The 11,878-nt window shown below is 63.9% G+C and carries 15 protein-coding genes; 4 read left to right on the top strand and 11 right to left on the bottom strand.

Features of this window, described 5'->3' with window-relative positions; genetic code table 11:
• Nucleotides 1-85: 85 nt before the first annotated feature.
• From DM806_RS14875 to DM806_RS14865, 3 genes are all read left to right on the top strand, one after another.
• Entirely contained in the window at nucleotides 86-1,297 is a 1,212-nt protein-coding gene (locus DM806_RS14875) for a toxic anion resistance protein (RefSeq protein WP_179043958.1), read from the top strand.
• Nucleotides 1,298-1,415: 118 nt separating this feature from the next.
• Nucleotides 1,416-2,126: a hypothetical protein gene (locus tag DM806_RS14870; RefSeq protein WP_179043957.1), complete on the top strand. Its 711-nt coding sequence runs from the start codon at nucleotides 1,416-1,418 to the stop codon at nucleotides 2,124-2,126.
• A gap of 115 nt (nucleotides 2,127-2,241) precedes the next feature.
• Nucleotides 2,242-2,421, top strand: a complete 180-nt coding sequence (locus DM806_RS14865; protein WP_179043790.1) for a hypothetical protein — start codon at nucleotides 2,242-2,244, stop codon at nucleotides 2,419-2,421.
• A gap of 64 nt (nucleotides 2,422-2,485) precedes the next feature.
• Here DM806_RS14865 and DM806_RS14860 read toward each other — a convergent pair whose 3' ends face one another.
• The 4 genes from DM806_RS14860 to prfB form a co-directional block, all read right to left on the bottom strand.
• On the bottom strand, nucleotides 2,486-3,034 hold the full coding sequence (locus DM806_RS14860) for a hypothetical protein (RefSeq protein ID WP_179043956.1): 549 nt from the start codon (nucleotides 3,032-3,034) through the stop codon (nucleotides 2,486-2,488).
• 262 nt (nucleotides 3,035-3,296) lie between these two features.
• Nucleotides 3,297-3,593, bottom strand: coding sequence for a PilZ domain-containing protein (locus DM806_RS14855; RefSeq protein ID WP_179043955.1), 297 nt, complete (start codon nucleotides 3,591-3,593; stop codon nucleotides 3,297-3,299).
• Nucleotides 3,594-3,659: 66 nt separating this feature from the next.
• Nucleotides 3,660-4,394, bottom strand: coding sequence for a class I SAM-dependent methyltransferase (locus DM806_RS14850; protein WP_179043954.1), 735 nt, complete (start codon nucleotides 4,392-4,394; stop codon nucleotides 3,660-3,662).
• Nucleotides 4,394-5,521 carry a peptide chain release factor 2 gene (gene prfB, locus DM806_RS14845; protein ID WP_179043953.1) on the bottom strand — a complete coding sequence of 376 codons (1,128 nt, stop codon included), beginning with the start codon at nucleotides 5,519-5,521 and terminating at the stop codon, nucleotides 4,394-4,396. The genes DM806_RS14850 and prfB overlap by 1 nt, the downstream gene beginning before the upstream one ends.
• Before the next feature lie 286 nt (nucleotides 5,522-5,807).
• Here prfB and DM806_RS14840 point away from each other — a divergent pair, with 286 nt between their 5' ends.
• Entirely contained in the window at nucleotides 5,808-6,212 is a 405-nt protein-coding gene (locus DM806_RS14840; RefSeq protein ID WP_179043952.1) for a hypothetical protein, read from the top strand.
• Between the two features lie 53 nt (nucleotides 6,213-6,265).
• Here the strand turns inward: DM806_RS14840 and yihA are convergent, their stop codons facing one another.
• The 7 genes from yihA to DM806_RS14805 all read right to left on the bottom strand — a co-directional run bounded on the left by yihA (nucleotide 6,266) and on the right by DM806_RS14805 (nucleotide 11,756).
• On the bottom strand, nucleotides 6,266-6,913 hold the full coding sequence (gene yihA / locus DM806_RS14835; protein ID WP_179043951.1) for a ribosome biogenesis GTP-binding protein YihA/YsxC: 648 nt from the start codon (nucleotides 6,911-6,913) through the stop codon (nucleotides 6,266-6,268).
• Between the two features lie 41 nt (nucleotides 6,914-6,954).
• Nucleotides 6,955-8,658, bottom strand: coding sequence for a membrane protein insertase YidC (gene yidC / locus DM806_RS14830; protein WP_179043950.1), 1,704 nt, complete (start codon nucleotides 8,656-8,658; stop codon nucleotides 6,955-6,957).
• 32 nt (nucleotides 8,659-8,690) lie between these two features.
• On the bottom strand, nucleotides 8,691-8,903 hold the full coding sequence (gene yidD / locus DM806_RS14825; RefSeq protein WP_179043949.1) for a membrane protein insertion efficiency factor YidD: 213 nt from the start codon (nucleotides 8,901-8,903) through the stop codon (nucleotides 8,691-8,693).
• Nucleotides 8,900-9,310 (bottom strand): ribonuclease P protein component, encoded by a 411-nt coding sequence (gene rnpA, locus DM806_RS14820; RefSeq protein WP_179044195.1) that lies wholly within the window; start codon nucleotides 9,308-9,310, stop codon nucleotides 8,900-8,902. The genes yidD and rnpA overlap by 4 nt, the downstream gene beginning before the upstream one ends.
• A 35-nt stretch (nucleotides 9,311-9,345) precedes the next feature.
• Entirely contained in the window at nucleotides 9,346-9,480 is a 135-nt protein-coding gene (rpmH, locus tag DM806_RS14815) for a 50S ribosomal protein L34 (protein WP_031308989.1), read from the bottom strand.
• A gap of 156 nt (nucleotides 9,481-9,636) precedes the next feature.
• Nucleotides 9,637-10,404 (bottom strand): DsbA family protein, encoded by a 768-nt coding sequence (locus DM806_RS14810; protein WP_179043948.1) that lies wholly within the window; start codon nucleotides 10,402-10,404, stop codon nucleotides 9,637-9,639.
• A gap of 2 nt (nucleotides 10,405-10,406) precedes the next feature.
• Nucleotides 10,407-11,756, bottom strand: a complete 1,350-nt coding sequence (locus DM806_RS14805; RefSeq protein ID WP_179044194.1) for a M48 family metalloprotease — start codon at nucleotides 11,754-11,756, stop codon at nucleotides 10,407-10,409.
• Between the last annotated feature and the right edge of the window lie 122 nt (nucleotides 11,757-11,878).

The following is an 11,878-nucleotide window of genomic DNA, read 5'->3' as shown; positions in this document are numbered from 1 at the left end:
TTATAGCAGGCGCGCAGACTTGCGGCCCAACTGTTTTATGCACATATGACAGTCGATGGGCCGATTTGGGCTATTGGGAGATGACATGGCTTCGACCGCGCCGACCGCTACCGCTGACACGCTCAATCTGACGCCGCCCGACCCGGTGCCCGTGGTCGCGCCTGACAAGGCGGCGGGCCTCGTCCCGATCGAGGACGAGAAGAAGTCGAAGCTGGACGAGAAGGTCGACGCCTTCGTCGCCGATCTCGTCGCGCAGGACGCCAATTCGCCGGAATTCGGCGTGCGGGTCGATCAGCTGACCAATATGGGCCGCAAGGAAATCGCCGAAGCCGCCGGCCACTCCAACCGCTTCCTCGACCGGCCGGTGCGCGCGATGGACAGCGACACCAAGGTCGGCGCCGACCTGGCCGAACTGCGCCGCACGGTCGAAGACCTCGATCCGGGCAAGCGCGGCAATTTGCTGGCGCCCAAAAAGCTGTTCGGCATCATCCCCTTCGGCAATAAGATGCGCGACTATTTCGACGGCTATAAGAGCGCGCAGGGGCACATTAATTCGATCCTGGGGTCGCTGGCCAGCGGCAAGGACGTGCTGATCAAGGACAATGCCGCGATCGACGTGGAACGCCAGAATATGTGGCAGACCATGGGCCGTCTGGAGCAGATGATCCATATCAGCAAGACGATGGATGCACGGCTGGAATCCAAGGCGCTGGAACTGGATTCGACCGATCCGGCCAAGGCCAAGGCGATCCGCGAAAGCGCGCTCTTCTATATCCGCCAGCGCACGCAGGATCTGCTGACGCAGATGGCGGTGACGGTGCAGGGCTATCTGGCGCTGGATCTGGTCAAGAAGAACAATGTCGAGCTGGTGAAGGGCGTCGACCGCGCGAGCACGACGACCGTGGCGGCGCTGCGCACGGCAGTGACGGTGGCGCAGGCGCTGGCCGGGCAGAGGCTGGTGCTGGAGCAGATCAGCGCGCTCAATACCACGACCGCCAACATGATCGACCGCACCGGCGAACTGCTCAAGAGCCAGACCGCGCAGATTCACGAGCAGGCGGCCAGCAGCACGATCCCGATCGAGACGCTCCAGCGCGCCTTCCAGAATATCTATGACACGATGGACAATATCGATGCGTTCAAGATGAAGGCGCTGGAGAATATGAAGACGACGGTGAACACGCTGTCGAACGAGGTCGAAAAGTCCAAGGGCTATATCGCCCGCGCCGAAGGTCAGGCCCAGGCCGCGAAGGAAGTGCGTGCCGACAATCCCCTGCTGAGCGCGATCGAGGGGTGATGAACGTGCGCCCCGCCCTTTTCCGTTCGGTTCGAGCCTGTCGAGAACTGTTCTCGATACGCCGTATCGACAAGCTCGACGGCTACTCGAACCGAACGGGTTTGCTGGAGGGCAAGGCATGAGCCGCTCCGACCGCGTGCTGGCCGATGCGGAAGCCGTGCTGCGCCGCCATAGCGAGCGCGGGCAGAGCCTGTCGACGCGCGCGCGGCAACGGCGCAATGCCGGGCTGATGCGCAAGGTGAAATATGCCTTCTGGGCGGTGCTGGCGGTGGTGCTGGGTAGCGCGGTGGCGGGCTTCATCCTGCCGCTGGGCGTGACGGGGGTGATGATCGCGCTGGGGGTGATGATCGCGGCGGTGCTGCTGATCGCCCTGCTGCCCTCGGAAGGCCGGGTGCGGACGGAAGCGCTTGCCGCAACCGAACTCGCAGCCCTGCCGCTCAAGACCGAAATCTGGCTGGAAAATCAGCGCAAGGCATTGCCCGCGCCCGCGGTCACTCTCGTCGACAGCATCGGCGTGCGGCTGGAGACGCTGGCGCCGCAACTGGAGCGGCTGAGCGAGCAGGAACCCGCCGCGCAGGAAATCCGCAAGCTGCTGTCCGACCATCTGCCCGAACTGGTGACGGGCTATCAGTCGATCCCCGAACCGCTGCGACGCGAGGAGCGCAACGGCCGCGTGCCGGAAAAGCAACTGGTCGAGGGACTGTCCGTCATCGACGCCGAAATCGCGCGGATGACCGAAACTCTGGCGAGCGGCGACCTCGACAAGCTGGCGACGCAGAACCGGTTTCTGGAACTGAAATATCAGGAAGCCAAGGAACTCGGGCATTGATCATTGTTTCAGCAGAGCTGAAACGCGGCGGCACCGGCCCGCACCCCCACCCGGCCACCCAAAGGATACCTTGTCTGGGCGGTCGGGTGGGGGTGCGGGCCGGTGCGGCTCAACCATGGAATGCCGTCTTCCTTACGTCATGATCCACCTCACCCTCATCATCGTCGATTTCCTGACGGGACTGCTCGCCGCCGGCGCCTGGGCCTTGGCGTCGGCCGGCGGCGCGATCGCGGCGGTCGTGGGCGGGGGATTCCTGGGCGTATCGCTTTTCCGGCGCTGGCGGCGGAAGGGGTAAGGGCGGCCGCTGACGACCATTTCTTGCCGCTTAGGTCAGTAATCCGGGTTCCCGATTGCCGCCATTAAACGACTTGGCCATTTGGTAATCGATACGGCACATGCAAGTCAGGATCGGGACGTTCTTGCCACTTTATGAGAAAATCCCAAGCTGCCTTTTCATGTGGGTGCGCCAGCCATCCCAGCGCCTCCCGATTTTTTCGGTAGGTTTCGATTAGCCCAGTTAGGGATTGCGGAATGCGATCAAGCCGGTCCTTGATGAGTCCGACCCACAGATCAGCCGGAACCGGCAGGCCATGTTCGACTTGAAAACTGCCCAGAACATCGTCGTTTGCCGTGTAATAGCCGACGAAGCCTCCTTGAAAAATACCGCTCTCCGTTCCCGGCTTATGTTGGTTCAACCACTGCCGAAGAACGGGAATGTCGATGCCCACAACGCCGAAAAGTCGAAACCCCCAAGGTCTGCGTTGCGCGTCCGGGGCGAAATAGGACGCGATCTCGCCTGACGATTGTTGCATCCAAACTTTATTCGCACCTTTGAACAGGCGCTTTTCGATAAAGCCCTCAGATTGAAATGCTTGAGACAACTCCGCCCGAAACCTGCGAATGTCCATCGCCTACACCTATTCTACCGAAGCTGAGTACGGATAGCTTTCCTATGCCGACTGTCCAGAATTTCAAATGGATCGTCCGCAATCGGGGGAAATTCTGCCAAAGCAGATCGTGTCCTATCCACCCTTCCCGGCATGCTGACGAAAGTCAGCATCCATTGGCCCAACGGCTGCGTATTCATGAGAGGTGGAGGCTCATGGATCCCGGATCAAGTCCGGGATGACGGGCCTGGGGAAAGGCCACTTCCCCCACCTTCTACCAAACCTAATCCCCCTCCACCACGCGCAGCACCGTCGTGTCGGTCAGGGTCCGGCCGAAATGGATACCGAACCTCTTGCCCAGCACCCACATCACGCGGCCCGTGATCGCCAGCGTCTGGCCTTCGATCCGCACCGCGTCGCCGGTGTAGGGAGGCTGCTCGCAATGGGCCAGTGCACCCGTCGCCGACAGGTCCAGCAGATGCGCGCGCTCGGCGACGCCATGGACCCGCAGCACGACCGGCTCGAACAATTTGAGGCGCACCGCGCGACGCGCGGCGACCAGGGACTCGTTGTCAATCATCGCTGATCTCCCCGACTGCGCAAATGCTAACGCAGGTGCGAAGAGGCGTGTCCCAATATCTGAACGTTAACCCTGTTTTTCGGGACCAGTGAAGGCGCAGGGCACGATGCTGGCCGGATCGGGCCGTGCCGCGATGCGGCGGAAGCGGGCGAAATAGCCGCCGGCGGTCGGCTTGGGAATCAGCTGTTCCATGCGGAAGCCCATGGCCGCCAGTTCGCAGGCGAGCAGGCGCGGGGGCGTGCCATGCTGGTCGGTGGGCCGATCGGCATCGACCACGATCAGTTCGCCATCCTTCTTGAGCGCGGGGCTGAGATGCCAGAGAAAGGCATAAGGCTCCGAAATCTCATGATACATATGGACCATGAAGATGCGGTCGAAGCTGTTTTCCGGCAGCCGTGGGTCTTCGGGCGCGCCCAGCTTGACGCTGACATTATCCCACTTCTCGCGGGTGATGCGGCGGGACAGCGCCTCTATCACCTCGGGCAATATGTCCTCGGCGAGGACGCGGCCCTTGGCGCCGACGCGCTGGGCCAGGCGGACGGTGTAATAGCCCTCGCCCGCGCCAAGATCGGCCACGGTCATGCCGGGGCGGACCTTGGCCCGGTCCATGATGTCCTCCGCCTCGTTGACGCGGTCGCGCGCCTCCTCGCTCGACCAGCGGGTCGACACGATCGGCGCGACCGGGCGGTCGGCGCGGGGGAAATCCTGCGCGGCGGCCGGGCGCTCGGCCTCATTGCCGCCGGTCAGCTGATCACAGGCGGCGAGCAGGACAAGCATGCCCGCCAATGCCGCCCGCATCATCAGTCGACATCCTCCACGTCGACCTTCTCGCCTGTCACCTTCTGGCTGAGCGCGGCGGCCATGAACGGATCGAGCGCGCCATCAAGCACGTCGTCCGGCGAGGTGGAGGTGACGCCGGTGCGCAGGTCCTTCACCAGCTGATAGGGCTGGAGCACATAGGAGCGGATCTGATGGCCCCAGCCGATCTCGGTCTTGGCGGCATAGTCGGTCGACGCCGCTTCCTCACGCTTGCGCAGTTCCGCTTCGTAGAGCCGCGCTTTCAGCATGTTCATGGCCGTCGCGCGGTTCTTGTGCTGCGACCGGTCATTCTGCGACGCGACGATGATGCCCGAGGGCACGTGGGTGATGCGGACCGCGGAGTCGGTGGTGTTGACGTGCTGGCCGCCCGCGCCCGATGCGCGATAGGTGTCGATCTTGAGGTCGCTTTCCTTGACCTCGATATCGATATTGTCGTCGATCACCGGATAGACCCACACCGACGAGAAGCTGGTGTGGCGGCGCGCCGCGCTGTCATAGGGGCTGATGCGGACCAGGCGGTGGACGCCGCTTTCGGTCTTGGCATAGCCATAGGCATTCTCGCCCTTGAACAGGAAGGTCGCCGACTTGATGCCCGCTGTTTCGCCGGCCTGATAGTCGACCAGTTCGACCTTGAAGCCGCGCCGTTCGGCCCAGCGGCGATACATGCGGCTGAGGATTTCGGCCCAGTCCTGGCTTTCGGTGCCGCCCGCGCCGGCATGGATTTCGAGGTAGGTGTCGCTGCCGTCGGCTTCACCGGCCAGCAGCGCCTTGATCTTGTCCTCGTCCGCGCGGTCGGCCAGCGCCTTGAGCGCGGCGATCGCCTCGGCGACCATATCCTCGTCGCCCTCGGCCTCGGCCATTTCGATCAGTTCGGCATTGTCGGTCTTCTCGGCCTCGATCGAACGGGTCGCGCCGATCGCGCTGTCCAGCCGCGTGCGCTCGCGCATCACTTCCTGCGCCAGCTTCGCATTGTCCCACAGGGTCGGATCCTCAACGCGCGCATTCAGTTCGTCCAGACGACGCAACGCACGGTCCCAGTCGAGAAAACGGCGCAGCAGGTCCAGCGCGGCGTCGATACGGTCGATATATTGCTGCGCTTCGGCGCGCATGATCTTTCTCCACTCTTCCCGCCGGTCGGCAGGAATATCCCATCTAGGCGCTTGCCCGGATTTTGTCGAACCGCCGTCCTTCCTGAGGAAATGGCCATTCGTCAAGCCGCCGCAGTGCGCAAGCGACAAGACAATCGGGCGCAATTTCCGCCCAGTCCGTGTCATCTCCCCTGGTCCCGTGAAATTTTCAGGACATAACAGCCGCCTAACACATTCCCGGCGCGACTCGTTCCGCAGAGAACAGGCGCCGGACAAAGGGGGACGGGCTTCACGAAAAGGCTATCCCATGACTCACCCTTCTTCCCGGATCGCCCGCCATAGCCCGGCGGCGCTCTATCTCTTCCTCGAAGCCATACGCTGCCGGAGCGCGGCGCGGCGGTCGGGGCAACCCGTGCTGGCGAGCCTCCACGCGCGGCTTGGTCGGCATGGATGGGCGCAGTTGCTGCCCGCGATCGACAGCCTGCTCGGCCTCACCGAGACGATGCTCGGTCGGCAGCTGCGGACCGGGCGCGGACCCGCATTGTCGGAAGACGAGAATATGATGATCAACCTGCTGCAGGGCCGGCGGATCGCGCCGATCGCCCATGCGTGCAGCGACGCGGTCGCCTGCGCCTTTTGCAGCGCGGTGCGATCGGTGCAGATATTGATGGATATGGAATTGGGCAGGCCGGGGCAACGCCAAGCGGCCTGAACGGGTAATCCAACCTCCGTTCGCTTCGCGCGAAACGAACGGAGGTGGCTACATCACCCCTGCGCCACGCTTTCCAGCACGGCGGCGCGCAGTTCGGGGATGCCCATGCCCTTCTCGCTCGACGTGGCGATGATGTCGGGATGGGCGGCCGGACGCTTGCGGATCGCGTCCGCCGTAGCACGCATCACTGCGGCCAGTTCGCTCGCCTTGATCTTGTCGGACTTGGTGAGGACGATGCGATAGCTGACCGCCGCGCCGTCCAGCATGTCGAGCATGTCGGTATCGACATCCTTGATGCCGTGGCGACTGTCGATCAGCACCAGCGCGCGCTTCAGGGCCGCGCGGCCGCGCAGATAGTCGTTCACCAGGAAGCGCCACTTCTTGACCAGATCCTTGGGCGCCTTGGCATAGCCATAGCCGGGCATGTCGACGAGGCGGAAGCGCAGCGGGTCGCCCACGTCGAAGAAGTTGAGTTCCTGCGTCCGGCCCGGCGTGTTGGACGTGCGGGCCAGGCCGTTGCGGTTGGTCAGCGCGTTCAGCAGCGACGACTTGCCGACATTGGAACGGCCCGCAAAGGCGACCTCGTTCACCGCCATGTCGGGCAGATAGTCCAGCGTCGGCGCGGACTTGAGGAAGGCGATCGGACCGGAGAACAGCTTGCGCGCTTCCTCGATCAGGGCGGTGTTGTCTTCTTCTGTCATATCGAAAAAATCCTCCCCTTCCGGGGAGGATCTCCTGTTCCTTACTTCGCGGCCGTCGCGGTGTTCAGCACGGGGTGGCGCTTGTAGAGCCACCATTGCTGCGCCATCGACAGGCAGTTGTTGGTGATCCAGTAGACCAGCAGACCCGCCGCGAAGGGCGCCATGATGAACATCATCATCCACGGCATGATCGCGAACACCTGCTGCTGCATCGGGTCCATCTGGGCGGGGTTCAGCTTGAACTGCAGCCACATCGAAATGCCCAGCAGCAACGCCAGCACACCGATCGCCAGGAAGGACGGCGGGGTGAAGGGCAGCAGGCCGAACAGGTTGAGGATGTGCAACGGATCGGGCGCGGACAGATCCTTGATCCACAGTATGAAGGGCTGGTGACGCATTTCGATCGTCAGCATCAGCACCTTGTAGAGCGCGAAGAAGATCGGGATCTGGATGAAGATGGGCAGACAGCCGGCGAGCGGGTTCACCTTCTCCTGCTTGTACAGCTCCATCATCTTCACCTGCAGCTGCTGCTTGTCGTCCTTATACTTCTCCTGCAGCGCCTTCATCTTGGGCTGCACCGCGCGCATCGCCGCCATGCTGGCGAACTGGCGCTGGGCGACCGGGAACATCAGCGCGCGAACCACGAAGGTAAGGCAGATGATGGCCACGCCGAAATTGCCGAGCGTTTCGAAGAGCCAGTGGAGCAGCGCGAAGATCGGCTGTTCGAACCAGTAGAACCAGCCCCAGTCGATCGCGCGGTCGAACAGCTTCACGCCGCCGCGCTCATAGGCCTGGAGCGTCTTCACTTCCTTCGCGCCGACATAGAGGCGCAGGCTCTGCGTCGCCGCCTTGCCCGGCGCGAGCATGGTCGAACCGAGCGCGACGTCGGCCTGATATTGCGTGCCGGCGCCCTTGCGGAACTGGCCGGCGAAGTCGGCGTCGGTGCCGGGAACCAGCGCGGAGAGCCAATATTTGTCGGTGAAACCGATCCAGCCGCCCTTGGACTGGAAGCTCTGGGTCGACGGCCCCTTGTCCAGATCCTTGTAGTTCACGTCATAATTGGCGGCGCCATTGAACACGCCCATCGGGCCGACATGGATGGTCCAGGTGTCGGGATCCGTGGGGATGCCGTTGCGGCTGATGTAAGCATAGGGCTTCACGCCGATTACGCCGGCGCCGCTGTTCGACACCTTCTGCGCGGCGGTAATCATGTAATTTTCATCGACCGACAGGCGGATCTCGAAAAGCTGGCCCGCACCGTTGTTCCAGCTCAGCGTGACTGGGCTGGTCGGGGTCAGTTCCTTGCCGCTCGCGGTCCAGAGCGTATCCTTGGTCGGCGCCTTGAGGCCCTCGCCCTGCCAGCCGAAGCCGGCGAAATAGGCGTCCTGCGTCCCCGAGGGGCTATAGAGGCGGACGTCAGGCGAATCCTTGGCGATCGTTTCCTTGTAGGTCGGCAGCACGATGTCGTCGATGCGCGCGCCCTTGAGGTTGATGGAGCCGACCAGCTTGGGCGTGCGGATCGCGACGCGCGGGCTGTCCTTGAGCACCAGCGCGCGATCGCGAATCACGGCGGGGCCGTCGGCGGTGTCGGTGCCGGGCGCGGCGACCGGTGTCGTCTTGCCGCCCTCAATCTTCGTGGCCGGCGGATTGGCTGCCGGGAAGAAATAATGCGAGACATAGGGCCAGCCGAACAGGATGGCCGCGGTCAGCAGCACCGCCAGGATGATATTCTTCTTGTCGTCCACGCTATTTGCGCTCCGCGGTCAATTCGTCAGTGTCAGGGAACCGGATCATAGCCCGAGCCGCCCCATGGGTGGCATCGCATTAGCCGCTTGAACCCCAGCCAGCTACCCTTGATCGCGCCATATTTGCGCACGGCCTGGATTCCATATTCGGAACAGGAGGGAGCGTAGCGGCAGGTGGGGGGCAAAATGCGCGAGGGGCCAAGCTGCCAGAAGCGCGCGATGAGGATCAGCAGGCGGGCGATCACCGCCCCTTGTCCTGGCCTGCGCCCTGGCCGGCCCGTCGTGGCGCACGGAGCGCTTTCCGGCGCGACGAATCGCGCGGCGCATCCACCGGGCGTGTCATGATCTTGCCTAGCGCCTTGGTCAGTTCGGCATGCAGCAGGGCGAAATCGCGCTCGATCCCGCCATCGCGGCCGATCAGCACATGATCCGCGCCGGCCACGCCATGGACGGGCAGCAGCTCGCGCGCCAGGACGCGAAAACGGCGCTTCATCCGATTGCGGATGACAGCGCCGCCAACTTTCTTGGTGACGGTGATGCCGTAACGCATCGCCGGATCGCCGTCGCCACGCTCGCGCACCAGCAGGACAAAGCCCGGCATGGGGGCGCGGCGTCCGCGATTCGCCGCCAGAAAATCCGCGCGCCGGACCATCATGGCCGGCGCGACGACATTTTCGGGCGTTGAAATCAGGCGCTCAGGCTCTTGCGGCCGCGCGAACGGCGCGCACGGATGATGTTGCGGCCGCCGGGGGTCGCCATGCGGGCGCGATAACCGTGACGGCGCTTCCGAACCAGATTGCTCGGCTGAAAAGTGCGCTTCATCGTTCATTCCTCAAGACAAATAGAGAATCGGGCGTGACAAAAAAGGGCCGCTTGTGCAGCGGCCGCAAGTCAGGGGGCGTCCGATAGGGAAAAGGGGGGGCGAAGTCAATGGCGGAAGCGCCCTTTCCCTCCCGTTCGGTACGCGTGGAGCGGAGGTTATTTCCCCCGCGCCGCCGTGACGCCTTCCTTGAGCGCATCGAAGCCCACCGCCCCGTTCAGCACCTGGCCGCCGATGACGAAGGTCGGGGTGCCGGTCGCCTGCAATTTCTGCGCGAGGGCGATGTTGGACTGGATTTCCGAATCATATTTGCTCGACGCGATCGCCGATTCGGCTTCGGATTTCGTGATGCCCGCCTTGGCCGCGGCGGCGATGATGGTGTCGCGCGTCACCTTGCCCGCGCCATAGAGCGCCTTGTGATAGGGCATATATTGACCGCGCTCGGCCGCGAGCAGCGATACCTTGGCCGCGTCGCTGCTGGCTTCCGACAGGATCGGCAGTTCGCGATAGACGACCTTCACCTTCGCGTCGGAGCCGACCAGCTTCGCCAAGTCGGGCAGCGAGGCGCGGCAATAGCCGCAGGCATAGTCGAAGAACTCGACCACGGTGACATCCGCATTGGCCGCCCCTTCCCACGCCCCCGCATAGGGGGTTTCGAGCGCGCTGCGGCTGGCGTCGATGGTGCTCGACATGCGCCTGGCCTGGAGCTTCTCCACCGCCTGCGGGATGATTTCGGGATGGTCGAGAATATAGTCGTGGACGATCTTCTCGATCGCGGCCTTGTCGGTCGGGCTGACGGCAGCGGGCGCCTGCACAGCGAGAGCGGCGCCGGCGGCAGCCGCGAGGAAGGCGAAACCGCCAAGGGTCATCTGCATGGTCCTGTTGGATAAAGCGGCGCGAAAGCTCGGCCGGGTCTGATCTGTCATTGCTATCTTTTCTTCCGCTGCTGCTCGATCGCCGCGCGCGAGACCATCGCGATATCCTGCGCCCGCAGATAGTCAACCGTGCCGGGCTTCAGCCCCTGCATCGCCGCGTCGGCGCTGCGCAGCGCCATGGGATATTGCGCCATCATCTCGTAACGCTCGGCCGTGGCCAGCGCCGCGCGCGGAATGTCGCCGCGCCGCTCATAGACGACGCCCAGTTGATACCAGGCGAAGGGGTTTTCCCGGTCGCGCTGCACGGCGAGGCGCAGCACCTGTTCGGCCTCGGCGAAGTTCGCCTCATCCTCGGTCGCGATCAGCGCGTGGGACAGCAGCACGGAAATGAGCGGCTGGTTGGTGATCTTGACCGCCTCGCGCAGCGGCGCGATCGCGTCGGCGGGTCTGCCGCTTTCGAGCAGGATCTGGCCCTTCAATTCCAGGAAATAGGGATCGTGCGGCACGGCGGCGAGCAGCGCATTCGCCTCGTCCAGCGCCTTTTCGGGATAGGCGCTCTTATGCCAGGCATAGGCGCGGGCATAATGGGCCGGGATCGACTGGTCGCTTTCGGGATATTTCTGCAAGGTCTGGGTCGGTTCCGACACGAAGCCGATCAGCTTCGCCTTGATCCGTTCGAATCGCGCCTCCAGCTTCGGATCGGGCGTCGTGTTCCAGGCCGGGTCGACCTCATAGACCTCGCGCAGCACGTTGATGCGCTCGCCCGACAGCGGATGGGTGCGACCGTAGCTATTGTCCTGCGGGATGGCGAGGCGATATTCCTGATTCTGGAGCTTCTTGAAGAATTCGAGGCTGCCCCGCCCGCTGAGACCCGCCGCGTGGAGATAGCGTGCGCCGGCAAGGTCGGCAGAACTTTCCTGTGCGCGGGAGAAGGCCAGGAACTTGGTCATCGCCGCCTGCTGGCCAAGGCCCATGATGCCCATGCCCGCCTCCGCGCCGCCCGCCGCGATCGCCGCCGCGCCCAGCACCAGACTGAGCAGGGTGACGCTGGTCGCTTCCTTGATCCCCTCGCCCGAGCGGATGATGTGGCCGCCCTCGATATGCCCCAGTTCGTGCGCGACCACGCCCTGCAACTGGTTCACATTGTCGGCCTGCGCGATCAGTCCGCTATGCACCCAGACATATTGGCCGCCCGCGACGAAGGCGTTGATCTCCGGGTCGTTGATGACCATGACCTGGACATTCTTCGGCTCCATGCCGGCCGCCTTGATGAGCTGGCCGGACATGTCGGCCATGAAGGCCTCCGTCTCCGCATCGCGCAATATCTGCTGGGCAAGCGCCGGGCGGGCCATGAGCGCGAGCGACGCCAGCACCAGGGCGAAGAACTGCACTATTCTGGTCATCCGGCAGGCCATCGGACCGAACCGATGCCATGAACGCCCTGAACCGGCCGTGAAGCGGCCGGTCGGCCGGGGCCAAATGAAAAGCGCCGCTGCGCGCCGGTCGGAACCGTACATGCAGCGGC

The sequence above is a fragment of the Sphingobium lactosutens genome (assembly GCF_013393185.1).
In the GTDB taxonomy this organism is placed as follows: domain Bacteria; phylum Pseudomonadota; class Alphaproteobacteria; order Sphingomonadales; family Sphingomonadaceae; genus Sphingobium; species Sphingobium lactosutens_A.
This window is presented reverse-complemented; position numbering and strand designations above follow the sequence as displayed.